Source organism: Streptomyces sp. NPDC104367, assembly GCF_055583825.1.
Genome location: NZ_JBVJND010000005.1, coordinates 345,021 through 369,445, shown reverse-complemented (window position 1 = coordinate 369,445; position 24,425 = coordinate 345,021). Strand labels below are relative to the sequence as shown.

General features: G+C 72.6%; 22 protein-coding genes and 1 pseudogene. 9 read left to right on the top strand and 14 right to left on the bottom strand.

The window, feature by feature from the left end:
• The first annotated feature begins 689 nt into the window (after positions 1-689).
• Complete coding sequence (gene trpS, locus ACZ619_RS10610) at positions 690-1,739, top strand: tryptophan--tRNA ligase (RefSeq protein WP_469596747.1); 1,050 nt, start codon at positions 690-692, stop codon at positions 1,737-1,739.
• Here trpS and ACZ619_RS10605 read toward each other — a convergent pair.
• Positions 1,655-2,677 (bottom strand): annotated as a pseudogene (locus ACZ619_RS10605) (GlxA family transcriptional regulator). The gene trpS and the pseudogene ACZ619_RS10605 sit on opposite strands and share 85 nt — an antisense overlap.
• A gap of 84 nt (positions 2,678-2,761) precedes the next feature.
• On the opposite strand from ACZ619_RS10605, the gene ACZ619_RS10600 reads away from it, so the two are divergent.
• On the top strand, positions 2,762-3,388 hold the full coding sequence (locus tag ACZ619_RS10600) for a cysteine hydrolase family protein (RefSeq protein ID WP_469596744.1): 627 nt from the start codon (positions 2,762-2,764) through the stop codon (positions 3,386-3,388).
• A 25-nt stretch (positions 3,389-3,413) separates the two neighbouring features.
• Here ACZ619_RS10600 and proC read toward each other — a convergent pair whose 3' ends face one another.
• From proC to ACZ619_RS10565, 7 genes are all read right to left on the bottom strand, one after another.
• Positions 3,414-4,226 carry a pyrroline-5-carboxylate reductase gene (proC, locus tag ACZ619_RS10595; RefSeq protein WP_469596741.1) on the bottom strand — a complete coding sequence of 271 codons (813 nt, stop codon included), beginning with the start codon at positions 4,224-4,226 and terminating at the stop codon, positions 3,414-3,416.
• 86 nt (positions 4,227-4,312) lie between these two features.
• The gene (locus tag ACZ619_RS10590; protein WP_469596738.1) at positions 4,313-5,080 is read right to left on the bottom strand and encodes an ABC transporter permease; all 768 of its coding nucleotides are present in this window, start codon (positions 5,078-5,080) and stop codon (positions 4,313-4,315) included.
• Positions 5,077-5,901 carry an ABC transporter ATP-binding protein gene (locus ACZ619_RS10585; protein WP_469596736.1) on the bottom strand — a complete coding sequence of 275 codons (825 nt, stop codon included), beginning with the start codon at positions 5,899-5,901 and terminating at the stop codon, positions 5,077-5,079. The genes ACZ619_RS10590 and ACZ619_RS10585 overlap by 4 nt, the downstream gene beginning before the upstream one ends.
• A gap of 397 nt (positions 5,902-6,298) precedes the next feature.
• Positions 6,299-7,114, bottom strand: coding sequence for a class I SAM-dependent methyltransferase (locus ACZ619_RS10580; RefSeq protein WP_469596734.1), 816 nt, complete (start codon positions 7,112-7,114; stop codon positions 6,299-6,301).
• A 65-nt stretch (positions 7,115-7,179) separates the two neighbouring features.
• Complete coding sequence (locus tag ACZ619_RS10575) at positions 7,180-7,686, bottom strand: EamA/RhaT family transporter (RefSeq protein ID WP_469596732.1); 507 nt, start codon at positions 7,684-7,686, stop codon at positions 7,180-7,182.
• A 55-nt stretch (positions 7,687-7,741) separates the two neighbouring features.
• Positions 7,742-8,023, bottom strand: a complete 282-nt coding sequence (locus ACZ619_RS10570; protein WP_469596729.1) for an SH3 domain-containing protein — start codon at positions 8,021-8,023, stop codon at positions 7,742-7,744.
• 78 nt (positions 8,024-8,101) lie between these two features.
• Positions 8,102-8,356 (bottom strand): SH3 domain-containing protein, encoded by a 255-nt coding sequence (locus ACZ619_RS10565; RefSeq protein WP_469596728.1) that lies wholly within the window; start codon positions 8,354-8,356, stop codon positions 8,102-8,104.
• 181 nt (positions 8,357-8,537) lie between these two features.
• Here ACZ619_RS10565 and ACZ619_RS10560 point away from each other — a divergent pair, with 181 nt between their 5' ends.
• Positions 8,538-10,769 carry a serine/threonine-protein kinase gene (locus ACZ619_RS10560; protein WP_469596726.1) on the top strand — a complete coding sequence of 744 codons (2,232 nt, stop codon included), beginning with the start codon at positions 8,538-8,540 and terminating at the stop codon, positions 10,767-10,769.
• Positions 10,770-10,848: 79 nt separating this feature from the next.
• On the opposite strand, the gene ilvD is transcribed toward ACZ619_RS10560, so the two are convergent.
• From ilvD to ACZ619_RS10540, 4 genes are all read right to left on the bottom strand, one after another.
• On the bottom strand, positions 10,849-12,702 hold the full coding sequence (gene ilvD / locus ACZ619_RS10555; protein WP_469596723.1) for a dihydroxy-acid dehydratase: 1,854 nt from the start codon (positions 12,700-12,702) through the stop codon (positions 10,849-10,851).
• Positions 12,703-12,869: 167 nt separating this feature from the next.
• Complete coding sequence (locus ACZ619_RS10550; protein ID WP_469596721.1) at positions 12,870-13,520, bottom strand: TetR/AcrR family transcriptional regulator; 651 nt, start codon at positions 13,518-13,520, stop codon at positions 12,870-12,872.
• A complete protein-coding gene (locus tag ACZ619_RS10545; RefSeq protein WP_469596719.1) occupies positions 13,517-14,347 on the bottom strand; it encodes a sugar phosphate isomerase/epimerase family protein in 831 nt (276 codons plus the stop codon). Before ACZ619_RS10545 ends, ACZ619_RS10550 begins: the two co-directional genes overlap by 4 nt.
• Positions 14,348-14,467: 120 nt before the next feature.
• Positions 14,468-15,400, bottom strand: coding sequence for a Ppx/GppA family phosphatase (locus ACZ619_RS10540; protein ID WP_469596718.1), 933 nt, complete (start codon positions 15,398-15,400; stop codon positions 14,468-14,470).
• An 83-nt stretch (positions 15,401-15,483) separates the two neighbouring features.
• On the opposite strand from ACZ619_RS10540, the gene ACZ619_RS10535 reads away from it, so the two are divergent.
• Positions 15,484-16,344, top strand: coding sequence for a DUF3109 family protein (locus tag ACZ619_RS10535; RefSeq protein ID WP_469596715.1), 861 nt, complete (start codon positions 15,484-15,486; stop codon positions 16,342-16,344).
• A gap of 61 nt (positions 16,345-16,405) precedes the next feature.
• Here the strand turns inward: ACZ619_RS10535 and ACZ619_RS10530 are convergent, their stop codons facing one another.
• Positions 16,406-18,097 (bottom strand): BACON domain-containing protein, encoded by a 1,692-nt coding sequence (locus tag ACZ619_RS10530; RefSeq protein ID WP_469596712.1) that lies wholly within the window; start codon positions 18,095-18,097, stop codon positions 16,406-16,408.
• Positions 18,098-18,306: 209 nt separating this feature from the next.
• Here ACZ619_RS10530 and radA point away from each other — a divergent pair, with 209 nt between their 5' ends.
• Together radA and disA are read left to right on the top strand one after the other, a co-directional pair.
• Entirely contained in the window at positions 18,307-19,716 is a 1,410-nt protein-coding gene (gene radA / locus ACZ619_RS10525) for a DNA repair protein RadA (protein ID WP_469596710.1), read from the top strand.
• Positions 19,717-19,796: 80 nt separating this feature from the next.
• Entirely contained in the window at positions 19,797-20,921 is a 1,125-nt protein-coding gene (gene disA, locus ACZ619_RS10520) for a DNA integrity scanning diadenylate cyclase DisA (RefSeq protein ID WP_469596708.1), read from the top strand.
• Between the two features lie 81 nt (positions 20,922-21,002).
• Here the strand turns inward: disA and ACZ619_RS10515 are convergent, their stop codons facing one another.
• Entirely contained in the window at positions 21,003-21,857 is an 855-nt protein-coding gene (locus ACZ619_RS10515; protein ID WP_469596706.1) for a hypothetical protein, read from the bottom strand.
• 191 nt (positions 21,858-22,048) lie between these two features.
• On the opposite strand from ACZ619_RS10515, the gene ACZ619_RS10510 reads away from it, so the two are divergent.
• From ACZ619_RS10510 to ACZ619_RS10500, 3 genes are all read left to right on the top strand, one after another.
• On the top strand, positions 22,049-22,924 hold the full coding sequence (locus tag ACZ619_RS10510; protein WP_469596704.1) for an HhH-GPD family protein: 876 nt from the start codon (positions 22,049-22,051) through the stop codon (positions 22,922-22,924).
• A gap of 269 nt (positions 22,925-23,193) precedes the next feature.
• Positions 23,194-23,733 (top strand): SigE family RNA polymerase sigma factor, encoded by a 540-nt coding sequence (locus ACZ619_RS10505; RefSeq protein WP_469596702.1) that lies wholly within the window; start codon positions 23,194-23,196, stop codon positions 23,731-23,733.
• Positions 23,721-24,389: a hypothetical protein gene (locus tag ACZ619_RS10500; protein ID WP_469596701.1), complete on the top strand. Its 669-nt coding sequence runs from the start codon at positions 23,721-23,723 to the stop codon at positions 24,387-24,389. Before ACZ619_RS10505 ends, ACZ619_RS10500 begins: the two co-directional genes overlap by 13 nt.
• Positions 24,390-24,425: the final 36 nt, after the last annotated feature.

Genomic DNA, 24,425 nt, shown 5'->3' with positions numbered 1-24,425 from the left:
TCTGGCGTTGACTTTTGGCACGCTGTTGAGTTCTCAAGGAACGGTCGCTTCCTTTGTACTCACCCTCTCGGGCTTTCCTCCGGGCTTCCCTTCGGTGTTTCCGACTCTATCAGATCTTTTTTCGATCCGATTTCCTCGGTGCTTTCCAGGTTCTCGCTCTCGCGTTTCCCTTTCCGGCGGTTCCGACTCTATCAGATCCTTTCGGCGTCTGATTCCCAGTCAGAGGGGGGCTTGTCTTCCCGGCTGTTGGGCCGTTCCGACGAGTGAGACTTTAGCGGATTCCCGGCCTCCGAGCTAATCGGGGGCCACGTCCTTTCGAACGTGGATTCCTCATTTCGCGAATACGCACGGCAAAGCACACGACGACGTATCGCCGAGGGCTGCTAGGTACTTGCGGAATGGCTGTCCGGGGACCGACCGGGGTCGGCGCTCACGTCGGACAACTCGGAGAACACTACGTATCGGGTTGGGGTGTGTCAACTCGCGGTGGAACGGGACCCCGCGGGCGTATCGTGGCCGGCATGACGACTACGCGTACGTGCACCCAGCAGTGGTGGGCCGCCTGACGGCGGCCGCGCTCACGTACGCGTTCAACGGCCGCCGCCTCGGCGGCCGTTCGCGTTTCTCCCTCCTGAGTCCCTGAGGGCCGGCCGCCGGGACGGCGGCCTCGACCAGGAGGTGGAGAGGGAATGACACGGGTCTTCAGCGGGATCAAGCCGACCGGGCACCTGACACTGGGGAACTACCTGGGGGCCATGCGGCAGTGGGCCGCGGTGGACCAGCACCGGGCGGACGCGCTGTTCTGCGTCGTCGATCTGCACGGGATGACCGTCGACCACGATCCGGCGCGGCTGCGCAGGCTCACCCGGCAGGCGGCCACCCTGCTGCTGGCCTCGGGGCTGGATCCGGAGCTGTGCACCGTGTTCGTGCAGAGCCATGTCGACGAGCACACCCGGCTGTCGTACGTCATGGAGTGCGTGGCGACCGACGGGGAGATGCGGCGGATGATCCAGTACAAGGAGAAGGGCGCGGGCGAGGGGGCGCGGGGCCGGGGGGTGCGGCTGTCCCTGCTGACGTATCCGGCGCTGATGGCGGCGGACATCCTGGCGTACGGGACGGACGAGGTGCCGGTCGGGGACGACCAGGCGCAGCACGTGGAGCTGACCCGGGATCTGGCGGTGCGGTTCAACCAGCGGTACGGGCACACGTTCGTGGTGCCGAAGGCGACCGTGCCCACCGTGGCGGCACGGGTGATGAACCTCCAGGACCCGACCTCGAAGATGGGGAAGAGCGACGACTCCGGGCCCGGCATCGTCTATCTGCTCGACGAGCCGGACGTGGTCCACCGGAAGGTCATGCGGGCGGTGACCGACAGCGGGCGGGACGTCGTGTACGACCGGGAGGAGCGGCCCGGGGCGGCGAATCTGCTGGAGATTCTCGCTGCGTGCACGGACGGGAACCCTGAGTCACTCGCAGCCGTTCACGAGTCGTACGGCGCTCTGAAGCGGGCCACCGCGGAGGCGGTGGTGGAGACGCTCAGGCCCCTGCGGGCCAGGCACAAGGAGTTGTGCGCCGATCCGGGACAGGTGGAGGAGGTGCTGCGGCATGGTGCGGAGAGGGCACGGGCGATCGCCCGGCCGATCGTCGATACCGCCTATCGGGCGATCGGGCTGTTGCCGCCGGGTGCCTTCACCGGGTCGGTGGGCGCGGCCGGGCCCGCGTTGAACGCGGCGCGGTAGGCGCGGGGGCTGGTGGCGAGGCGCGCTGCGAAGTGCTGGCGCATCGTGACCTCGCTGCCGAAGCCGGCGCGGCGGGCGATCTAGGGCATGGGCAGGTCGGTGCGTTCGAGGAGTTTCTGCGCGGCGGCGAGGCGCTGGTCGAGGAGCCAGCGGAGCGGTGTGGTGCCGGTCTCCGCGGTGAAGTGGCGGGCGAAGCTGCGCGGGGACATGCCGGCGTGGGCGGCCAGGCCGGTGACGGTGAGCGGTTCGTGCAGATGGCGCAGGGCGTGTTCGCGTACGGCGGCGAGGGTGTCGGCGTCGCGGTCGGCGCGGGGTGTGGGGTGCTCGATGAACTGGGCCTGGGTGCCGGTGCGGAAGGGGGCGGTGACCATCGAGCGGGCGATGGTGGCCGCGGCCTCGGCGCCGTGGGTCCGGCGGACCAGATGGAGACAGAGGTCGATGCCGGCTGCCGTACCGGCGGCGGTCCAGATGTTGTCGTCCTCGATGAAGAGGGCGTCGGGGACGACGGTGACGTGGGGGTGACGGGTGCGGAGGAGGTCGAGCAGGTTCCAGTGGGTGATGGCCCGGCGGCCGTCGAGGAGGCCGGCCTGGGCGAGGGTGAAGGCGCCCCCGCAGAGGGCGGCGAGGGTGGTGCCGCGGGTGTGGGCGCGGCGGAGTGCGTCGAGGACGGGGGTGGGTGCGGGGGTGAGGTGGTCGTCGAGGCCGGGGACGACGACGAGGTCGGCCCGGTCCAGCCAGGCCAGGGTGCGGTCGGGGTGGAGGGCCAGGCCGCCGCGCATGGGGATGGGGGTGGTGCGGTCGGGGGCGACCCTGCGCAGGTCGAAGGCGGGGGCGCCGCGGTCGGTGCGGTCGGTGCCCCAGACCTCGGTGATGACGGAGACGTCGAAGGCCCGGATGCCGGGGAAGGCGACGAGGGCGATGCGCTCGGCGGGGGCGATGGTCGGCACGTGTGGCAGTAAACCATCGATCGCTGGCTTTCGGCGCTCTGGGGAGGGGTGGGTCAGGGCGGCAGGATCGCGGTCATGGGAAACGACACGGAGAGCGGGGCGGTCGCCGTCGCCGCGGACGCGGCGCTGGTGGTCATCGATGTGCAGAAGGGCTTCGAGGAGCTCGGCTTCTGGGGGCCGCGGAACAACCCCGGGGCGGACGACAACATCGCCGCGCTCATCGACGTATGGCAGGGGACCGGGCGGCCGGTGGTGTTCGTACGGCACGACTCGTCGAAGCCGGGGTCGCCGCTGCGCAGCGGGCATGAGGGGAACGACTTCAAGGAGTACGTGGCGGAGCGGAGGGGGAAGGGGGCTGCCCGGGGCGGCGGCGCGGAGCTGCTGGTCACGAAGTCCGTGAACTCGGCGTTCCTGGGGGCGCCGGATCTGGGGGCCTGGCTGGCGGGGCGGGGTGTCGGCCAGATCGTGCTGGCCGGGATCCAGACCAACATGTGTGTCGAGACGACGGCGCGGATGGGCGGGAATCTCGGGTACGACGTGCTGGTGGCGTTCGACGCGACGTACACGTTCGATCTGGCGGGGCCGTTCGGCTGGCGGCTCGGTGCGCAGGAGCTGGCGCGGGCGTCGGCGGTGTCCCTGCACGGGGGCGGCTTCGCGCGGGTGCTGACCACGGAGGAGATCGTGGCGGCCGCGGCGGGGTGAGGGTGGCCGCCCCCGGTCGGGGATGTCAGTCCTTCTTGCCGGAGGCGAGTGCGCGGCTGCGGTCGCGGGCGGCTTCGAGGGCGGCGATGAGGGCGGCCCGTACGCCGTGGTTCTCCAGTTCGCGGATGGCGCTGATGGTGGTGCCGGCGGGCGAGGTGACGTTCTCGCGGAGCCGGACGGGGTGTTCGCCGCTGTCGCGGAGCATCACGGCGGCGCCGATCGCGGACTGGACGATGAGGTCGTGGGCCTTGTCGCGGGGCAGGCCGAGCAGGATGCCGGCGTCGGTCATGGCCTCGACCAGGTAGAAGAAGTACGCGGGGCCCGAGCCGGAGAGGGCGGTGCAGGCGTCCTGCTGGGACTCGGGGACGCGGAGGGTCTTGCCGACGGCGCCGAAGATCTCCTCGGCGGTGGTGAGGTGGGCGTCGGTGGCGTGGCTGCCGGCGGAGATGACGGACATCGCCTCGTCGACGAGGGCGGGGGTGTTCGTCATGACGCGGACGACGGGGGTGCCGGTGGCGAGGCGCTCCTCGAAGAAGGAGGTGGGGATGCCCGCGGCGCCGCTGATGACGAGGCGGTCGGCGGGGATGTGCGGGGCGAGTTCCTCCAGGAGGGTGCCCATGTCCTGCGGCTTGACCGTGAGGATCAGGGTGTCGGCGGTCTTCGCGGCCTCGGCGTTGGTGACCGGGGTGACTCCGTGGCGGGCGCGGAGTTCTTCGGCCCGTTCGGGGCGGCGGGCGGTGACCAGGAGGTCGGCAGGTGCCCAGCCGGCGCGGATCATTCCGCTGAGCAGGGCTTCGCCGATCTTGCCGGTGCCGAGGACTGCGACTTTCTGGCTCATGCGGTTCAGTCTCGCACCGGGGTGCGGGGGGTGTGGTGCTTGTCCGCTGGGCGGGACGTGGGGCGGGGTGCCGGGAGCGGCCGGCGCTAGGGGGTGCGGCGCCGGAGGGTGGCCGCTCCCAGGGTCAGGACCAGCAGGGCGCAGCCGGCGACGATCAGGACGTCCCGGACGAAGGTCGCGGTCATGTCGGTGTGGTGGAGGACCTCGTTCATGCCGTCGACGGCGTAGGACATGGGCAGGACGTCGGAGATGGCTTCGAGGACGGGGTGCATGTCGGAGCGCGGGGTGAAGAGGCCGCAGAGGAGGAGCTGGGGGAAGATCACCGCGGGCATGAACTGGACCGCCTGGAACTCGGAGGCCGCGAAGGCGGAGACGAAGAGACCGAGGGCGGTGCCGAGCAGGGCGTCGAGCAGGGCGACCAGGAGCAGGAGCCAGGGGGAGCCGATGACGTCGAGGCCGAGGAACCAGACGGCGAGGCCGGTGGCGAGGGCGGACTGGAGGATGGCGAGCGCGCCGAAGGCGAGGGCGTAGCCGGCGATGAGGTCGGCCTTGCCGAGGGGCATGGCGAGGAGGCGTTCGAGGGTGCCGGAGGTGCGTTCGCGCAGGGTGGCGATGGAGGTCACCAGGAACATCGTGATGAGCGGGAAGATGCCGAGGAGTGAGGCGCCGATGTTGTCGAAGGTGTGCGGGCTGCCGTCGAAGACGTAGCGGAGCAGGACCAGCATCAGGCAGGGGATGAGGAGCAGCAGCGCGATCGTGCGGGGGTCGTGGCGGAGCTGGCGCAGGACGCGGGCGGCGGTGGCCGTGGTGCGGGAGAGGTTCAGGGCGCGGACAGGTGCGGTGGTGCTGCTCATCGTGCCGTCTCCTCGGTGTCCTCGGTGCCTTCGGTGTCCCCGGTGGTGGCTTGGTCGACGAGGTGGAGGAAGGCGGCCTCGACCGTGTCGGAGCCGGTGCGGGTGCGCAGTGCCTCGGGGGTGTCGTCGGCGAGGATCCGGCCCTCGCGCATGAGCAGGAGGCGGTGGCAGCGCTCGGCCTCGTCCATGACGTGGGAGGAGATGAGGAGGGTGGCGCCGCGGGTGGCGGCGATGGAGTGGAAGAGGTGCCAGAGATCGCGGCGCAGGACGGGGTCGAGGCCGACGGTGGGTTCGTCCAGGACGAGGAGTTCGGGGGTGCCGAGGAGGGCGACGGCGAGGGAGACGCGGCCGCGTTGTCCGCCGGAGAGGTTGCCGGCGAGGGCGTCGGCGTGGCCGGCGAGGTCGACCTCGCCGAGGACGCGGTCGACGTCGGCGCGGCGGGCGGCGGCGGTGCGGGCGGGGTCGAGGACGGCGCCGAAGTAGTCCAGGTTCTGGCGGACGGTCAGGTCGTCGTAGACGGAGGGGGCTTGGGTGACGTAGCCGATGCGGGTGCGGAGGGTGGGGTGGCCGGCGGGGCTGCCGAGGATGTCGAGGGTGCCGGACACCTTGGCCTGGGTGCCGACGATCGCCCGCATCAGCGTCGACTTGCCGCATCCGGAGGGGCCGAGCAGTCCGGTGATCTGGCCGCGCGGCACGGCGAAGTCGAGGCCGCGCAGAACGGTACGGGGCCCGCGCACTGCGGTGAGCCCACGGGCTTGGACGGCCGGAGGCAGGTCGGTTCGGCCGGGGGCCTCGGGCGACTCCGGCGAGTAATTCACCATGTGATGAATAATGCTCGGCGAGGAGAGGAGCGTCAAGGGGAGGCGACGGCAGGCTCCTTGCGAGGACATGGCGGACATGACGCAGGAGCACCCCGCCGGGGAGAGGCACGGGGCAGGCACGGGGCGCTGCTGGACGGACGGCTCCGCGGCAGGGGCGCGCTCGGCCCCGCACACCCGCGGCGGAGCCGGGCGGCGGCGCGTTGACGAAGTCGGCGGCGGCAAGCGCCCGTCGGGCACGCGCGGTCCTCCCGACGGGCGGTTTCACCGCACGGGCCCGATCAGCCCCGCACACCCGCGGTGAAGCGCGGCGCGGCCGCCTGCCGAGAAGGTCCCGGGCCCCCTGGCGGGTGCTTCTCGGCCGCGTTCCACGAGCGGGGAGCCGCCCTGGGTCGGGGTGTTACCTCGCGTCGGTGTTGAGGGCGACGAGGAGCAGGACGTCGTAGGTCTCCTCGATCGTGCCGTCCGGGAAGGACTGGAGGAGGTGGGTGCGTTCCTCGGTCAGGAAGGCGGTACGGCGGTCCTCGGGGGTGACGAGGAACGCGGAGTGGCTGCCGAGGTTGGCGAGGTGGGTGTCGACGGGGACGCGGCGGCTCCAGCGGACCTCGCGGCGGGCGAAGCGGAGCCGTCCGCTGGGGTCGGCGAGGTCCGTGCGGTCGGCGGCCCTGCGTTTCTCTCCGGCGACGTCCACGCCGAAGAAGCCGCCGATGCGACCGGCCTGGTCGGCGATCCAGCCGACGTCGAGGGCGTTCGTGTTCCACCACAGCGCCAGCGCCCCGCCGGGACGCAGCACGCGCAGCGCCTCCGGCACGGAGCGCGCGGGGTCGGTCCAGTGCCAGGCCTGGGCGTAGGTGAGGAAGTCGGCGGTGCGGTCGGCCAGCGGGAGGGCGTTGCCGTTGCCGCGGACGACCGGGACGGCGGGGAGCGTGGCGTGGAACTGCGCCGCCATGCCCTCCCCCGGCTCCACCGCGACCACGTCGGCGCCGCGTGCGTGCAGCAGCGCGGTCGAGATGCCGGTGCCCGCGCCGACGTCGACCACCCGGGCGCCGGTGAGCGAGCGGCCGGCCTCCTCCTCCACGGCGTCGAGGAGGGCGGAGGGGTAGGAGGGGCGGTTCGCGGCGTACTGGGCCGCGGCGGCGTCGAAGGAGCGGGCGCGCACGGCGTGGGAGGCGGCGAGGTGCGGGAGGTCCGGGAGGTTCGACTGGCTCGTGGTCATGCGGCCATGGTCCCGGCACGGGCCGTCGGGAGACAGGGAGTTCGCGGTGGGCCGACCGGCCCGGGTCAGCTCCTGCGCTTCTTCTTCGACGGGTTGCCGGAGCGGCGGGTGGAGCGGCGCCGGTGCTCCTCGACGGCGGTGTCGTACTCGGCGCGGTGCAGCTTCTCGCCGGGGGCCTCGGTGAGGGAGCGGAAGAAGTAGGCGAGGAGGGAGCCGACGAAGCCGATGGCCAGCAGACCGCGCAGGGAGGCCTGGCGTTCGGGGTCGGGGCGCCTGCCGAAGGACTCCCAGGTGTTGCGGAAGGCCAGGGCGCTGCAGATCGCGAACATCACGACGACGAGGACGGTCACGAAGGCGCCGGTGTCGGCGAGCCGCACGCCCTCGTAGGCGAGGCGCAGGACCAGGCAGGAGAGGACCGCGGCGGCGAGCGAGCCGGCGGCGACGGCGATGCGGCGGCCGGTGTAGCCGTCGTCGTGGTGGACCCAGGACGTGCCGAAGAAGCGGAGGGGCTCGGGGCGGGGTCCGCCGGTGGAGCCCGCGGGGGTGTCCGGGGTGCCTGGTTCGTCGCTCACGGGACGATTATGGCGCCGGATGCCGCGGGCCCCGGGTCGGGGTCGCTACGACCGGTCAGGCGCAGCGGTCGGCTATGTAGCCGTCGCTGCCGGTGTTGACGTAGGCGTCGGAGACGTACTCGCCGTTGTCGATGTTGTCCCAGATGTTGGTGGTGCCGTAGTAGCCGGACACCGTCGTACCCGGCGTCTGGCAGAAGATCGGGACCTTGGTGTCCTCAGGGAGTGTGCGGGTGATGCTGTAGCTGGTGCCGGGGCCGCTGCGGACGTTGAGGCGGACGCCCGGGGCGACGGGGTACGTCGCCACGGCGGCGGCCACCGAGGCCGACCCCAGGACCATGAGAAAGGCTCCGGCGGAGCCCGCGAGAAGTACGGAAGCGCGTCTGGCGGGTGTCATCCCGGTCCCCCCTGGACCGGATCAGGAGCAGCGGTCGGCCACGTAGCCGTCGCTGCCCGTGTGGACGTAGGCGTCGGACACGTACTCGCCGTTGCTGATGTTGTCCCAGATCTTCGAGGTGCCGTAGTAGCCGGACACCGTCGTACCCGGCGTCTGGCAGTAGATCGGGACCTTCGCGCCCTCGGGCAGGACCCGGGTGATGTCGTAGCTGGTGCCGGGACCGCTGCGGACGTTCAGGCGGACGCCCGGGGCGACCGAGTAGTAATTCACAGACATGTGCTGCTCCCCCCACTGAACCCATGAAGTGCCATGGAGTCCCGTTGATTCCCCTCATTCGAGCCACGAAACACATGCCGGTAACTCGCACGCGGAGGCTAGCAAGCCGCCTCTGAATCGCACGCGTCATCGACTAGGCTCCGTGCGTCGCGCGCGCGGAGAACAGCACGGGGGTGAACCCATGACGCCACAGCGCAACACCGGAGCGGGAGCGGAAGCGGAACTTCCTGAGTATGCCGGGCACTACCGCCTGGAGTCCTGCCTGGGCTCGGGCGGCATGGGTGTGGTGCACCTGGCCCGCAGCACCTCGGGACTGAAGCTCGCGGTGAAGGTCGTACACGCGGAGTTCGCCAAGGACCGTGAGTTCAGGGGCCGTTTCCGGCAGGAGGTGGCCGCCGCCCGCAAGGTCAGCGGTGCCTTCACCGCGCCCGTCGTGGACGCCGATCCGGAGGCCGCGCGGCCCTGGATGGCCACCCTCTTCATCCCCGGTCCGACCCTCGCCGAGCAGGTGAAGCGGAACGGGCCGATGGCGCCTGCCCAGTTGCGCCGGCTGATGGCGGGGCTCGCCGAGGCGCTGCGCGACATCCACCGGGTCGGTGTGGTGCACCGGGATCTCAAGCCGAGCAACGTGCTGCTCGCCGAGGACGGGCCCAAGGTCATCGACTTCGGGATCTCCCGGCCGAAAGACAGCGAACTGCGGACCGAGACGGGCAAGTTGATCGGTACGCCGCCGTTCATGGCGCCGGAGCAGTTCCGGCGGCCGCGTGAAGTGGGGCCTGCCGCCGACATCTTCGCGCTGGGGTCGGTGCTGGTGCACGCGGCCACCGGGAGCGGGCCGTTCGACTCGGACAGTCCGTATGTCGTCGCCTACCAGGTCGTGCACGACGACCCCGACATCACCGGCGTACCCGAGGAGATCGCGCCGCTGGTGCTGCGCTGTCTCGCCAAGGAACCCGAGGACCGGACGACGCCGGACGAACTGATGCGCGAGCTCAGGTCGTTGGCGGCCTCGTACGACACACAGGCGTTCATACCGACGCAGCGGGCCCTCGGTACCGAGGGCGCCGCGGACCCGGCGGAAACGGAACCGGAGGCGGAGGCGGCGCCGGACGCGTCGGAAGCACCCGCGGACGCGTCGGAGGAACCCGCGGACGCGTCGGCGGGCGGGCCGCCGAAGGGAGCCTCGAAGCGGGGCTCGAAGGAGGGTTCGAAGGACGGGCGGGCGCGGGCGGGGCGCGGGCCGCGTCTCGGCAGACGGGCCGCCGTGGCCGCGGGCGCCGGTGTTCTCGCGCTCGGCGCGGTGGCGGCCCTGGTGTGGAGCACCGGGAGCACCCCGCGACCGGAGGAGAACAGCCCCCGGACCACCGCGGCCGCCTTCGCCGCCTGGCAGGCGAACCCTGTCGGCAAGGGCGCCTCCACCCCCATGTGCGCCGACGGCGACGGGAAGCTGTACTGCAGCGAGGGGAAGGTGACCTTCGCCCTGAACCCGGTGACGGGCGCCGTGCTCTGGCGGCGCTCGGTCGCGGACGCCCGCGGGGACCGGGCCCCGGTGCTCTCCGGCGGGCTCGTCCAGCTCGTCACGGACGAGGCCCGGCGGGTGACGGCGCTCGACCCGGCCACCGGGAAGATCCGCTGGGAGCGCGACCTGCCCGAGAACAAGGGGATGCGGTACGCGGGCGACATGCTGCTGCTCGCCCGCGCGGACGGCACGGTCACCGGAGTGGACAGCGCGACCGGCACCGCCAAGTGGACGAGACCGACCGGGGCCGATTCCACGCCCACGATCGACTTCTTCGCCTCGGACCCGTCGTCGGCGTATGTGACCAGCACCTCCGCGGACGGGACCAGTACCCGGGTCACAGCCGTGGACCCGGCCACCGGGGACGTGCGGTGGGACTCCCGGCTGGACGGCCTGCTGAAGCCGGTCGGCGCCCAGGACGGGGCGGTCTTCCTGCTCGGCGCCGACCCGGTGTACGGCACCGCCGACGCGGTGGTGCGCTACACACCCGGGTCCGGGGCCGCCCGCCGGATCAAGCTGCCCGCGGCCCGCGACGACGCCCGGGCGACGGTGCACGACGGCGTGGTCTACCTGCTGAGCGCCACCGGCTCGCTGGACGCCGTCGACACCGCGGCCGGCAAGCGCGCCTGGCACCTGGAGACCTCCGTCAGCCGGGGCTCGACGCCCGTCGCCGACGACCGGTACGTGTACTTCTCCACCGCCGACGGCCGGCTGATGGCCGTGGACGGGCACACCGGAAAGGCCGCCGGGCAGACCTCGTCCCGCTTCGGACCGGACTCGGGCGGGGTCGCCGCCTCGGTGCCCGCCCCCGTGCTCCTCGGCACCCACGTCTACGCCACCGCCCCCGACGGGACCGTCTTCGGGGTGGACTCGGGGGATCCCGGGGCCTGGTGAGGCCGCGGGGGCGGGGGTGCGGCGAAGGGGCCGCACCCCGGTGTGGGAGGCGGCCCCTTCGGCGGGGTGCGGTGGCGGGTCAGCCCAGCTTGCTGACGTCGCGGACGGCGCCCTTGTCGGCGCTGGTGGCCATCGCGGCGTAGGCCCGCAGAGCAGCGGAGACCTTGCGTTCGCGGTTCTTCGGGGCGTACTCGCCGCCCAGGGCCTCCTCGCGGCGGGCCAGCTCGGCCTCGTCGACGAGGAGCTCGATCGTGCGGTTCGGGATGTCGATCCGGATGCGGTCGCCGTCCTCGACGAGGGCGATGGTGCCGCCGGAGGCCGCCTCCGGGGAGGCGTGGCCGATGGAGAGGCCCGAGGTACCGCCGGAGAAGCGGCCGTCCGTGATCAGCGCGCAGGACTTGCCGAGGCCGCGGCCCTTCAGGAAGGACGTCGGGTAGAGCATCTCCTGCATGCCGGGGCCGCCCTTGGGACCCTCGTAGCGGATGACGACGACGTCGCCCTCGGTCACCTTCTTGTTGAGGATCTTCTCGACGGCCTCCTCCTGCGACTCGCAGACGACCGCCGGGCCCTCGAAGGTCCAGATCGACTCGTCGACGCCGGCCGTCTTCACCACGCAGCCGTCGACGGCGAGGTTGCCCTTGAGGACGGCCAGGCCGCCGTCCTTGGAGTACGCGTGCTCGGCGCTGCGGATGCAGCCCTCGGCCGCGTCCTCGTCCAGCGACGCCCAGCGCTCGGACTGGGAGAACGCCTCGGCGGAGCGCACGCAGCCGGGCGCCGCGTGCCACAGCTCGACCGCCTCGGGGGACGGGGAGCCGCCGCGCACGTCCCAGGTCTTCAGCCAGTCGGCGAGCGAGGGGCTGTGGACCGAGTGGACGTCCTCGTTCAGCAGGCCCGCCCGGTGCAGCTCGCCCAGGAGGGCGGGGATGCCGCCGGCGCGGTGCACGTCCTCCATGTAGTACGTGCGGCTCTTGGCGACGTTCGGGGCGACCTTGGCGAGGCAGGGGACCCGGCGCGAGACCGCGTCGATCTCCGGGAGGCCGAAGGGGACGCCCGCCTCCTGGGCCGCGGCCAGCAGGTGCAGGATCGTGTTCGTGGAGCCGCCCATCGCGATGTCCAGCGCCATCGCGTTCTCGAACGCGGCGAAGGTCGCGACGTTGCGCGGCAGGACCGTGTCGTCGTCCTGCTCGTAGTAGCGGCGGGTGACGTCCATGACGGTGCGGGCCGCGTCGACGTACAGCTGTTTACGGGCCGTGTGCGTGGCCAGGACCGAGCCGTTGCCGGGGAGGGAGAGGCCGATGGCCTCGGTCAGGCAGTTCATCGAGTTGGCGGTGAACATGCCGGAACAGGAGCCGCAGGTCGGACAGGCGTTCTCCTCGATCCGCAGGACGTCCTCGTCGGAGACGTTCTCGTTCGCGGCGTCGACCATCGCGTCGATCAGGTCGAGGGTGCGGACCGTGCCGTCGACCAGGGTGGCCCGGCCGGCCTCCATGGGACCGCCGGAGACGAAGACCGTCGGGATGTTCAGGCGCAGGGCGGCCATGAGCATGCCCGGGGTGATCTTGTCGCAGTTGGAGATGCAGACCAGGGCGTCGGCGCAGTGCGCCTCGACCATGTACTCCACGCTGTCCGCGATCAGGTCGCGGGACGGCAGGGAGTACAGCATGCCGCCGTGGCCCATCGCGATGCCGTCGTCGACGGCGATGGTGTTGAACTCGCGCGGGATGCCGCCCGCCTCGCGGATCGCGTCGGAGACGATCCGGCCGACCGGCTGGAGGTGCGTGTGGCCCGGCACGAACTCGGTGAAGCTGTTGGCGACCGCGATGATCGGCTTGCGGCCGATGTCCGCACCGGGTACACCGGAGGCGCGCATAAGGGCGCGGGCGCCCGCCATGTTGCGGCCGTGGGTGACTGTGCGGGACCTCAGCTCGGGCATCGTCGATCGCTCCTTCAGACAGATAGGGCTGCTATTGAGCGTACGCCCGTCGTTCAGGCCTCGGGACGAGGTGTCCGAAATACGGGACGGGTGTCTCGGGACGGGTGTCTCGGGACGGCGGGGTCGGGGACAGGTCAGGGGCGGGTCAGGGGGCCGGTCGGGACGGTTCAGGGGCCGGTCAGGTGGCCCTGGACCACCGGGGCGATCCGCGACACGATCGTCTCCAGGTCCGCGGAGGCCAGCGGCTCCACCTTGATCACGTACCGCAGCATCGCGCACCCCACCAGCTGCGCGGCCGCCAGTTCGGCGCGCAGCTCCGCGTCGGGCAGGTCCAGCCGTCCCGCGATCCGGCGCAGCAGCTGGGCGGCCATCAGCCGGCGGAAGACGGCCGCGGCCGTGTCGTTGTTGACGGCGGAGCGGACGATCGCGAGCAGGGGCGTACGGGTGGTGGGGTTCTCCCAGACGCCGAGGACGAACCGCGTCAGCCGCTCGCCGACGCCGTCCAGGGGTCCCTCGGCGAGCGCGGCGGGCGCGTTGAGCGCGGGGGCGAGGGCCACCGAGACGGCGGCCTCGAAGATCTGTTCCTTGGTGCCGAAGTAGTGGTGCACCAGCGCCGAGTCCACACCGGCGGCCTTGGCGATGCCCCGGACGGATGTCTTCTCGTACCCGCGTTCGGAGAACTCCTCGCGGGCGGCCCCGAGGATACGGTCCCGGGTGCCGGCGGACTCGGTGCGCGGAGGCCGGCCGCGCCGCCGGACACCGGTGCCGCTCCCGCCCGTGCCGTCCCCGTCGGTCCCGGTGCCGCGGGTTCCGGTCACCGGCGGGGGACCTTCGCGGCCGAGGCCAGGTGCAGGCGGGTGAAGGCGAGGGCCTCCGCGAGGTCGGCCTCGCGCTCCGCGGCGGACAGCGCGCGCCGGGTGTTGACCTCGATGACCACGTGCCCGTCGAAGCCGGTGAGCGCGAGGTGCTCCAGCAGTTCGGCGCAGGGCTGGGTGCCGCGGCCGGGCACCAGGTGCTCGTCCTTGGCGGAGCCGCGGCCGTCGGCGAGGTGGACGTGGCCGAGCCGGTCGCCCATGCGGTCGACCATGGCGAGGGCGTCGGTGCGGGAGGTCGCGGCGTGACTGAGGTCGATCGTGAAGTGCCGGTAGTCGTCCTTGGTGACGTCCCAGTCGGGGGCGTAGGCGAGCATCTCGCGGTCGCGGTAGCGCCAGGGGTACATGTTCTCCACCGCGAACCGCACCTCCGTCTCGTTCGCCATGCGCCAGATCCCCTCGACGAAGTCGCGGGCGTACTGGCGCTGCCAGCGGAACGGCGGGTGCACCACGACCGCGCTCGCGCCCAGCTTCTCGGCCGCGGCCCGGGCCCGCTGGAGCTTGACCCAGGGGTCGGTGGACCAGACCCGCTGGGTGATCAGCAGACAGGGGGCGTGGACGGCGAGGATCGGGATGCGGTGGTAGTCGCTCAGCCGGCGCAGCGCCTCGATGTCCTGGCTGACCGGGTCGGTCCACACCATGACCTCGACACCGTCGTAGCCGAGGCGCGCGGCGATCTCGAAGGCCGTCGCCGTCGGCTCCGGGTAGACGGAGGCCGTGGAGAGCGCGACCTTCGCATCCGGGATACGGACGACGTCCCTTGGTTCTGCCACGAGGGACAGGTTACGGGGTGGGGGTGGGCGGAAAGGGGGCGACTGCGCGCCGTTGTGACCAGGGTCGCGTCGGCGCGCACGGCTCCGTGGTGGCCGGCCGCGCCCCCACCAGGGGGGTGTCTACGAGGAGCCCATGTGGTCCAGGCGCCGCAGGATCACGCCCTCCCGCAGGGCCCACGGGCAGACCTCCAGGTTCTCCACGCCGAAGAGGTCCATCGCGGCCTCCGCCACGAGGGCGCCCGCGACCAGCTGGTTCGCCCGGCCCTCCGAGACTCCGGGCAGGGCGGCGCGCTGGGCGGTGGTCATGGCCCCGAGCCGGGGGACCCAGGTCTCCAGGGAGTCGCGCTTGAGCTCGCGCTGGACGTAGAGGCCGTCGGCGGAGCGGGCCGCGCCGGCGATGCGGGCCAGCTGCTTGAACGTCTTGGAGGTGGCGACCACGTGGTCGGGGGCGCCGATGCGGCTGAACTCGCCGACGGTACGGGCGATCTCGGCGCGTACATGACGGCGCAGCGACCGTATGTCGTCGGAGGTCGGCGGGTCGCCGGGCAGCCAGCCCGCGGTGAGCCGGCCCGCGCCGAGCGGCAGCGACACCGCCGCGTCGGGCTCCTCGTCGATGCCGTACGCGATCTCCAGGGAGCCGCCGCCGATGTCCAGGACCAGCAGCTTTCCGGCGGACCAGCCGAACCAGCGGCGTACGGCCAGGAAGGTCAGCCGGGCCTCCTCGGAGCCGCTGAGGACCTGGAGCTCGACGCCGGTCTCGGCCTTCACCCGCGAGAGGACGTCGTCGGCGTTGCTGGCCTCGCGCACGGCGGAGGTGGCGAACGGCAGCAGGTCCTCGACGCCCTTGTCCTCGGCGGCCTGGAGGGCGTCCTGGACGACGGCGACCAGTTTCTCGACCCCGTCGGGGCCGATCGCCCCGTTGCCGTCGAGGAGTTGGGCGAGGCGCAGCTCCGCCTTGTGCGAGTGCGCCGGGAGCGGGCGCGCGCCGGGGTGCGCGTCCACCACCAGCAGATGCACCGTGTTAGATCCCACGTCGAGGACACCGAGTCTCATGTACGGAACGCTACTGCCACCAGGGCCGGAACCCGTCCTCGGAGCCGTCCCCGAACCCGCCCCCGGCGACTTACCCTGGAGCCGTGCCAAAGACGAAAAAGACGAAGGACCACAAGGGCGCCAAATCTGCCGACGGTTCTTCGCGGGTGAAGCCGCCGAAGACGGCGACGACGTCGAAGAAGGCCCTGGCCGCGGACGAGAAGGGCCTCGACTTCGCGCGCGCGTGGGTGGAGTTCCCTGATCCGGCGGACGACGAGCAGGTGTTCCGCTGCGATCTGACCTGGCTGACCTCCCGCTGGAACTGCATCTTCGGCAGCGGCTGCCAGGGCATCCAGGCGGGCCGCGCGGACGACGGCTGCTGCACGCTGGGGGCGCACTTCTCCGACGAGGACGACGAGAAGCGGGTCGCCGCCCATGTGGCGCGGCTGACGCCGGAGATCTGGCAGCACCACGCGGAGGGCACGAGCGGCGGCTGGATCTCGGAGGACGAGGAGGGCTCCCGCCAGACCCGGCCGTTCAACGGCTCGTGCATCTTCCAGAACCGCCCCGGTTTCGCGGGCGGCGCGGGCTGCTCGCTGCACATCCTGGCGCTGAAGGAGGGCCGCGAGCCGCTGGAGACCAAGCCGGACGTCTGCTGGCAGCTCCCGATCCGGCGCACGTACGACTGGATCGACCGCCCGGACGACACGCGCGTCCTGCAGATCTCGATCGGCGAGTACGACCGCAGGGGCTGGGGTCCGGGCGGCCACGACCTCCACTGGTGGTGCACCTCGGCGACCTCGGCGCACGGCGCGGGCGACCCGGTCTACGTCTCGTACCGCCCCGAACTGACCGAGCTGATGGGCAAGGCCGGCTACGACCGTCTGGTCGAACTCTGCGAGGAGCGCCTGTCGGGCCTGCTCCCCCTCCTGGCCGCCCACCCGGCCGACCCGGCACCCCGGTAGAGCCGCGGGGCCGCCTTTGGCCCACGGCTGTCGCCGCGCAGCGGGCGGGCACCGGGCGGTCTTACGGAGCCGTCGGTGACCCTGTGCCGTCACCGGCCGGAGGGGAGGGCGAGGCCGTAGGGCTCGTGGTGTCCGATGCGGTGGGTGTCGGGGAGGCGGAGGTCGGGGGCTCGCTGGACGAGGGGGTCGGCTCGGCGGTCGCGGAGCCCGTCGCCGTCGGGCCCGGCACGCCCGTGGGCGGTGGCGGCTTCGGCCCCCGGCGCGTCGGCGGCGCCGTGCCGAACCCGTCGATCGACACCACCGCGCCCGCCGGCGCCACCGCCACCCGCGCCGTCCAGTGTCCGGCGGGCTCCCGCAACTGGTCGACGTACACCTTGATCGTGAACGACTCGCCCGGCCGGAGCGTTCCCGACGGACGGGAGAAGTACAGCCAGCCCGCCCCGGTGGACACCGACCACCGCACCTCGGACGGCCCGGACGCGCTGAGCGTGATCAGTGTCGTGTCGCCGTCGTTGTCGGCGCTCACCGCGAGCCGGCCCGCCCCGGCATCCGCCGAACCCGCTCCGGCGACGCTGATCACCTTCACCGAGACGTCGGCCTCGCCGTCCTTCCCGGCGCGCGGCCCGGGTCTGGTGCCGGCACCGCCGGTGTTCCGGCGGCCGCCGCCCCCGTCGCCGTCCAGCGCGTCGGAGCCGGCGGCCTCGCGCGCGGTCGCGGAGGGCCCCTCGTGGCTCTCCCCCGCCGGCGTGCCCCGGTAGGCCGCCCACAGGGCCAGCACCGGCGCCGCCACCACCGTGGCGACGACGGTCGTCGTGACGGCACGCGCGCGCAGCCGGTCGCGGCGGGCCGCGTGGTCCTTGGGGTCCATCGGAAAGCCGCGCCGGTCGAAGCGCGGAACGGCGGCCCCGCGCGCGCGTGGCTGGTGCGCGAGCACCATGTGCAGGGCCGCGCGGGGCGCCTCCAGCACGGGCAGCTCGGCGGGTGTGGTCATCGCGCCGGGCCAGCGCCCGGGGGCCGCGCGCTCGGCGGTACGGCGGCAGCGCGGGCAGTCGTCGACGTGCCGGACCAGTTCGCGGCGCAGGGCGGCACTGAGCACCAGCTGGCTGTCGCCGGTGAGGTGGGACACGCTCGGGCAGCCGCCGGTCTCGACGACGGCGAGGGCCGCGCGGGTGCGCTCGACCTCGCAGGCGGCGGAGGAGAGCAGTTCGCGGGCGACGGCCAGGTCCGTGCCGACGACGGCGGCGACCTCGTGGGCGGCGAGGTGGTGGCGTACCGCGAGTTCGAGCGCCTCGCGCTGCTCGGGGGTGGTGCCGGCGGCCTCGGGCCAGGCGAGCAGGGCGAGTTCGCGGCGCCGCTGCTCCTGGGAGTCGGCGGGGACCGCGGCGTCGGGGGCCACGTGGCGGCCCGCCGCGTGGGTGGCCTGACGTTTCTGCTTGGCCCTGGCGAGGCCGCGCAGACAGGCCCAGCGGGCCAGTGCGTACAGCCAGGCCCGGCGGTCGCCGGCCGCCTCCGGGACGCGCTGGCCCCGCCGCTCGGCGAGGACGAGGACGTCCGCGAGGGCGGCGGTGGCCGCGTCGTGGTCGCACAGCACCGAGAGGCAGTAGGTGAACAGCCCGTCCAGGTAGGGCTCGTAGCGCGCGGGAGGTCGCTGCGCCAGCGCGCGCGCCGCCGTGCGATCACGCGCCGCGCGTGCCTCCCGATGCGCCCGGTGTGCGCCGGTCGTGCGGGCCGAGGTCTCCGGAGTGCTGCTCATCACCCGTGCGACCGTAGGCGGCCCCGTATCGCCCCTTCTGGCGGCTTGAGCACTTTTAATCCGTACGGGTGAAACGATCCCTCATAAGGGGACAGGGGCCCCGAATTCCGTGGCTCGTTCCCGACGGGGATGGCCGGGACCGGTCCACCCGCAGCCGTCACCGGTGCCACCGTGGTCCCGCTGTCAGTGGCGGCGGCTACGGTTTCCGCATGGCCACCCGTACCAAGACCGCGAAGGACCGACCGTCGTACCGCTGCACCGAGTGCGGCTGGCAGACGGCGAAGTGGCTCGGCCGCTGCCCCGAGTGCCAGGCCTGGGGGACGATCGAGGAGTACGGCGCGCCCGCGGTCCGTACGACGGCACCCGGCCGGGTCACCACCTCCGCGGTGCCCATCGGCCAGGTCGACGGCCGCCAGGCCACCGCCCGCACCACGGGCGTCCCCGAGCTGGACCGCGTCCTCGGCGGCGGCCTGGTGCCCGGCGCGGTCGTGCTGCTGGCCGGCGAGCCCGGCGTCGGCAAGTCCACCCTGCTGCTCGACGTGGCCGCCAAGTCGGCGAGCGACGAGCACCGCACGCTCTACGTCACCGGCGAGGAGTCGGCGAGCCAGGTCCGGCTGCGCGCCGACCGTATCGGCGCCATCGACGACCACCTCTACCTCGCGGCCGAGACCGATCTGGCCGCCGTCCTCGGTCACTTGGACGCGGTGAAGCCGTCGCTGCTGATCCTGGACTCCGTGCAGACGATCGCCTCCCCGGAGATCGACGGCGCGCCCGGCGGCATGGCCCAGGTGCGGGAGGTGGCCGGGGCGCTCATCCGCGCGTCGAAGGAGCGGGGCATGTCCACCCTCCTCGTGGGCCACGTCACCAAGGACGGCGCCATCGCGGGTCCGCGCCTGCTGGAGCACCTGGTCGACGTCGTGCTCCACTTCGAAGGCGACCGGCACGCGCGCCTGCGGCTCGTCCGCGGCGTCAAGAACCGGTACGGCGCCACGGACGAGGTCGGCTGCTTCGAACTGCACGACGAGGGCATCACCGGCCTCACCGACCCGAGCGGCCTGTTCCTGACCCGGCGGGCCGAACCGGTGCCGGGCACCTGTCTCACCGTCACCCTGGAGGGCCGCCGCCCGCTGGTCGCCGAGGTCCAGGCGCTCACCGTGGACTCGCAGATCCCCTCCCCCCGCCGCACCACCTCCGGCCTGGAGACCTCCCGGGTCTCGATGATGCTGGCGGTGCTGGAGCAGCGCGGCCGCATCAGCGCGCTCGGCAAGCGGGACATCTACTCCGCGACGGTGGGCGGTGTGAAGCTCTCCGAGCCGGCGGCGGACCTCGCGATCGCGCTGGCGCTGGCCTCGGCCGCGAGCGACACCCCGCTGCCCAAGAACCTGGTCGCCATCGGCGAGGTCGGTCTCGCGGGCGAGGTCAGACGGGTCACCGGCGTCCAGCGCAGGCTCTCCGAGGCGCACCGGCTCGGCTTCACGCACGCGCTCGTACCGGGCGATCCCGGCAAGATCCCGCCGGGCATGAAGGTCCTGGAGGTCGCCGACGTGGGGGACGCGCTGCGGGTGCTGCCGCGCTCCCGTCGCCGAGAGGCCCCACGGGACGCGGAGGAGCGCCGGTAGACTTTGCCCTGGTCTCGCCCGTCCGTACGAACCGCGTGCGGGTGCGGGAGGGCTTCAGAACCTGCGACCGGAGGAGTGCAGTGGCAGCCAACGACCGGGCAGCGGCTCCCGGAAAGTCCGGTGGGAGTGCCGGTTCCGATGGCCTGATGCGCGCCTCGCTGAGCGCCGTGGCTCCGGGCACGTCCCTGCGCGACGGCCTGGAGCGGGTCCTCCGCGGCAACACGGGCGGGCTCATCGTCCTCGGCTTCGACAAGACGGTCGAGACGATGTGCACGGGCGGTTTCGTCCTGGACGTCGAGTTCACGGCGACCCGGCTGCGGGAGCTGTGCAAGCTCGACGGCGGCATCGTGATCTCCTCCGACCTGTCGAAGATCCTCCGGGCCGGCGTGCAGTTCGTGCCGGACGCGACGATCCCGACGGAGGAGACCGGCACCCGGCACCGCACGGCGGACCGCATCTCCAAACAGGTCGGCTTCCCGGTGGTCTCCGTCTCCCAGTCGATGCGGCTGATCGCGCTGTACGTCGACGGCCAGCGCCGGGTCCTGGAGGACTCGGCGGCGATCCTCTCCCGCGCGAACCAGGCGCTCGCGACCCTGGAGCGCTACAAGCTCCGCCTGGACGAGGTCGCGGGCACGCTGTCGGCGCTGGAGATCGAGGACCTGGTGACGGTCCGGGACGTGTCGGCCGTCGCGCAGCGGCTGGAGATGGTCCGCCGGATCGCCACCGAGATCGCCGAGTACGTGGTCGAACTGGGCACCGACGGCCGGCTCCTCGCGCTCCAGCTGGACGAGCTGATCGCCGGGGTCGAGCCCGAGCGGGAGCTGGTGGTGCGGGACTACGTGCCCGAGCCGACGGCGAAGCGGTCCCGTACGGTCGACGAGGCGCTGTCCGAGCTGGACGCGCTCAGCCATGCGGAGCTGCTGGAACTGCAGACGGTGGCGCGGGCGTTGGGATACACGGGCTCGCCGGAGGCGCTGGACTCCGCGGTGTCGCCGCGCGGCTTCCGGCTGCTGGCGAAGGTGCCGCGGCTGCCGGGGGCGATCATCGACCGGCTGGTGGAGCACTTCGGGGGCCTGCAGAAGCTGCTCGCGGCGAGCGTCGACGACCTCCAGACCGTGGACGGCGTCGGCGAGGCGCGTGCCCGCAGCGTGCGCGAGGGGCTGTCGCGGCTGGCCGAGTCCTCGATCCTCGAACGGTACGTCTGACCTCTTGAGCGGTACGTCCGGGTTCGCCCGGCAGCTCGACGGTGGCCGCGGTTCACGTCGTCCCGTGCCCCTCGCGGGGCGCTAGTCGGCCGCCAGGACGAACGACGCCTGGGACTTGCCGAAGCCCGGGGTGGCCGCCTGGAGGAGGTAGGTGCCGGCGCCGGCCGATCCCGCCTCGGGTGTCGCGCACTGGGGGGCGCTGGGCTTGCGGTCCCACTTCAGGGTGTAGGTGATGGCGCTGCCCGCGGGCACCCGGTACCAGCGGCTGCCGGAGGACTTGGGGCAGTCGGCGGAGGACCAGTAGCTGTCGTCCGCGCTGGCCGCGGTGATCGTCAACACCGCGTTCTTCGGGCCGAGGTCGATCTTGCAGTCGCTGGACGACGTGTTCTTCGCGGTGAGTTCGAAGGCCGGCGTCTGCTCCGGCGAGTAGGAGTTGCGGAGGCTCTTGAGGCTCAACGCGACCGACCCGGAGGTGCAGTTGGGCAGGGAGGAGGTCCCCGGCAGGGAGGCGACCGTACCGCCGGACCCCGAGGTGACGTCACCACCGGAGCCGGAGGAGGACCCGGAGGAACCGGAGGAGCCGGAAGAACCCGAGGAACCGGCGGAACCCGACGCACCCGACGACGCGTTGTCGTCCGTACCGCCCGAACCGGAGCCGGAGCCCGAGCCGGACGACGTGCCGCCGCCGCTGGACTCGTCGCGTCCGCCCGGGGCCTGGCTGATCGCCGGTCCGCTGCCGGACGGCCCCGGCGTGATCGTGGACACGGGATTCTTGCCGTTCGAGCCGTCGGCGTTGTTCTTCCCGCCTCCGCCGCCCGTCGTCACCATCCAGGCGATCAGCAGCGCCAGCACGGCGACCACGGACACCATGACGACCCTCCGTCGCCAGTAGATGGAGGAGGGAAGCGGCCCGACCGGATTGCGCAGAGATCCCACGGCCCAAACTGTACGAGAGATCCGTGCACTTCCTCGCCCCACCCGCCGCCCAAACCTCAACTTTTCCGGATCATCATTTCGGCAACTCCCTTCGAGAAGGCCCCTCTTCGTCTCCCGGGACGCCGAACCCGGCCCCGCCGCGGATGACGTCCACCCCAGCCGCCGCCGGACGTGGCAGGATCGGAAGGGCCATGACTGAGAAGCTCCACACCCCTGTGATCGCCTGGTTCGACACCCACGCCCGCGACCTCCCCTGGCGCCGCCCGGAGGCGGGTCCGTGGGGGGTGATGGTCAGCGAGTTCATGCTCCAGCAGACGCCGGTGAACCGGGTGCTGCCCGTCTACGAGCAGTGGCTGGCCCGCTGGCCGCGCCCCGCCGACCTGGCCGCGGAGGCGCCCGGCGAGGCGGTCCGCGCCTGGGGCCGGCTCGGCTACCCGCGCCGCGCCCTGCGGCTGCACGGCGCGGCGGTCGCCATAACGGAGCGGCACGGCGGCGACGTACCCACGGACCACGCCCAGCTGCTCGCACTGCCGGGGATCGGCGAGTACACGGCCGCGGCCGTCGCCTCGTTCGCCTACGGGCAGCGGCACGCCGTGCTCGACACCAATGTGCGCCGCGTGTTCGCACGGGCCGTGACCGGGGTGCAGTACCCGCCGAACGCCACCACCGCCGCCGAGCGCAAGCTCGCCCGTGAGCTGCTGCCGAAGGACGAGGGGACCGCCGCCCGCTGGGCCGCCGCGTCGATGGAGCTGGGCGCGCTGGTGTGCACGGCGAAGAACGAGACGTGCCAGCGGTGCCCGATCTCCGGCGCGTGCGCCTGGCGGCTGGCCGGCAAGCCGGAGCACGAGGGTCCGCCCCGGCGCGGGCAGACGTACGCCGGTACCGACCGGCAGGTGCGCGGCAAGCTGCTCGCCGTACTGCGCGAGGCGCACACCCCGGTGCCGCAGGCGGCGCTCGACCGGGTGTGGCACGAGCCGGTGCAACGCGCCCGCGCGCTGGACGGGCTGGTCTCCGACGGACTGGTGGAGCCGCTCGCGGGCGGTCTGTACCGGCTGCCGCAGGGCTGACGTACAGCCACATCACAGCGGAAGGGGTCGTGTTACGGCCCCGACCGCACGGTAAATCAGCCGATATCCAGGCATACACTCCCGCCCGCTTACCCCGAACCTACTTCCGTTACACAACCGACGGACAGCCGATTGCTACCCGCAGGCTGCTCCGCACAGCCTCGTGACAACCGGTCCGTAGCTTCGTTTCTGTGCCCGCCAGGACCGCGGGACAGCAGGAACTCATGGCTCAGGGCCGGGGACACACGGGGATCGGGAGGCGGTTGATCATGGCGCAGGGCGAGGTGCTCGAATTCGAGGAGTACGTCCGCACCCGGCAGGACGCGCTGCTGCGCAGCGCCCGCCGACTGGTCCCGGACCCGACGGACGCCCAGGACCTGCTGCAGACCGCGCTGGTGCGGACGTACGGCCGCTGGGACGGCATCGCCGACAAGAAGCTCGCGGACGCCTACCTGCGCCGGGTCATGATCAACACGCGGACCGAGTGGTGGCGGGCCCGCAGGCTGGAGGAGGTCCCCACCGAGCAGCTGCCCGACGCCTGCGTGGACGACGCCACCGAACAGCACGCCGACCGCGCGCTCCTCATGGACATCATGAAGGTTCTGGCTCCGAAGCAGCGCAGCGTCGTCGTGCTGCGACACTGGGAGCAGATGTCCACGGAGGAGACGGCCGCCGCCCTCGGCATGTCGGCCGGAACGGTCAAGAGCACGCTGCACCGGGCGCTCGCCCGGCTCCGTGAGGAGCTGGAGGCACGCGACCTCGACGCACGCGCGCTGGAGCGTGAGGAGCGGGAGCGTTGCGCGGCCTGACCGGCGCGGGGCCCAGCAGGAGCCCGGCGAGTGCCCAGGCGGTGATCACGGCGGCGGCCGTGCTCACCGCCCTCGCCCTTTTCGTCGCCGCCTGCGGGACCGGCGGCACCGGCGCCCGTGACGAGGGCCCGGCGCACTCGGACTCGGTCGGCAGCGCGGCGGTCGCCCCCTCCGCGGCACCCGACCCGTCCCAGTCGTACGAGAAGGTCGACGCGGTCGCCCTGGTGAAGGCGGACCCGCAGGTCTCGGCCACGGTCAAGCGCGATCTCAAGCCGTGCGCGGGCGACGAGTACCCGGTCGACGTGACGTACGGCGACCTCACCGGCGGCCCGGTCGAGGACATCGTGGTGAACGTGCTGACCTGCGGAGACGCGGTCGGGATCGGGGCGTACGTGTACCGCGCGGAGAGCGGCGGGTACGAGAACGTCTTCAAGGCCGAGGAGTCCCCGGTCTACGCGGAGATCGACCGGGGCGACCTGAGCGTGACCAAGCAGGTGTACGAGAAGGGCGACCCGGTGTCCAGCCCGTCGGGCGAGAACGTGATCACCTACAGCTGGGTCTCGGGGCGGTTCGCCCAGGAGGACTTCCACCACACCGACTACGGCAACGCCGCGGGCGGCAAGGACGCCACGCCGGTCCCCTCGCCGGCCGGCTGAGCACCGCAGCCCGTACACACGTACCCCCCACCCACG